Annotated in this window: 1 pseudogene; it reads right to left on the bottom strand. The window is 53.8% G+C overall.

Annotated features, from left to right (window positions below):
* Nucleotides 1–111 precede the first annotated feature (111 nt).
* Nucleotides 112–1191, bottom strand: a pseudogene (locus DW49_RS0107455) (MFS transporter); the annotation flags it as partial.
* Between the last annotated feature and the right edge of the window lie 43 nt (nt 1192–1234).

Below are 1234 nucleotides of genomic sequence, written 5' to 3'. Positions count from 1 at the left end.
CTGGTCAGTGAGAAATCACTGTCCAGATGCTCGTGGAATCAGTGTCCAAGTCAGCGTGGAATCACTGTCCAAGTGTTCGTGGAATGGGTGTCCAAGTGCGCGTGGAATCCCCAGCAATAGCGCGGGGCTGAACGCACCGATCGTTGCAAAGATGGCGATGGCCAGATCGTTTTTGCCCTGCATGTTCATGGCCTCAGGACTGTTTTGTAGCGTCTGTGCCAGCAGTGCGCCGCCTCCGACATAGGTCAGGTTCCAGCCCAGCCCCAGAATAATCAGCGAAAAGGTCATTACCCCGTAACTGCTTGACCCCATATTGACGGCCGCACAGCCGATCAGCATGATCAAGCCCAAGCAGATTGTGGCTTTGATCCCGAGTTTCTGAATGATCGCTCCGGTGAAAAAAGACGGCGCAAACATGGCAATCACATGCCACTGAATCGCAAGACGGACGTCCGAGAAGTCCTGATGCATATGCTTCATGTGCATCGAAGCCTGAATCATCAGCAGGTTCATGACTCCGTAACCTACTGCGGCGACCGACAGGGCGATCATGACCGTTGAAGCAGGCGGGTTATGGCGTGCGTTGGCAGGCTTTTCGTTTGCGCTGAAAGTTGCGGGTTTCACCGAGTCGTCAGGCAGCAAAGCAGCGATTAACAGCGATAGCGCCGCCAGGCCGATGAACGATGCATAGCACATCGAAAATAAGGAATAGCCGTGCAAGTCCCGGAGCAACTCTGTAAGTGTTGGCCCGACGACGGCAGCGATGACTCCGCCGGCGACGACCAGCGAGATCGCTTTGGGCTTTAACGTTTGATCCAGATTGTCGGTTGCAGCAAATCGGTTGAAGTTGGCAAACGCAATATAAATCCCCAACGCTGCATGGCTGAAAACCAGCAGTGGGAAATGCTGATATTCAACGGCCCAAAAGCCGCTCAGGCCAGATATCACCAGCGGGATGGCGCCAAGCATGAAAGCATTTTTTCGGCCGATGCGGCTCATCATTCTTGAGACAGGATAGGTAGCCAGCATCAGGAATAAAAACTGAAACCCGTACGGAACGGTCGAGAATCTGGCCTCGGGTGCGAGCGTGGCACCGACAATAGCGGCCATTGTCACTGACATCACCGCAGTGTGTTGGCGCTGATTGAAAACTGACCCACCCTGCCGATTGAAAATTGACCCAGGACGGATTGCTGATTTCTGTCCCAGCAATTGTGGATAAGCTTAGCAGCAG

Source organism: Pseudomonas avellanae BPIC 631, from assembly GCF_000444135.1.
Classification (GTDB): domain Bacteria; phylum Pseudomonadota; class Gammaproteobacteria; order Pseudomonadales; family Pseudomonadaceae; genus Aquipseudomonas; species Aquipseudomonas avellanae.
Note: the sequence above shows the minus strand (reverse complement) of the source record. Positions and strands in the feature narration are given on the sequence as shown.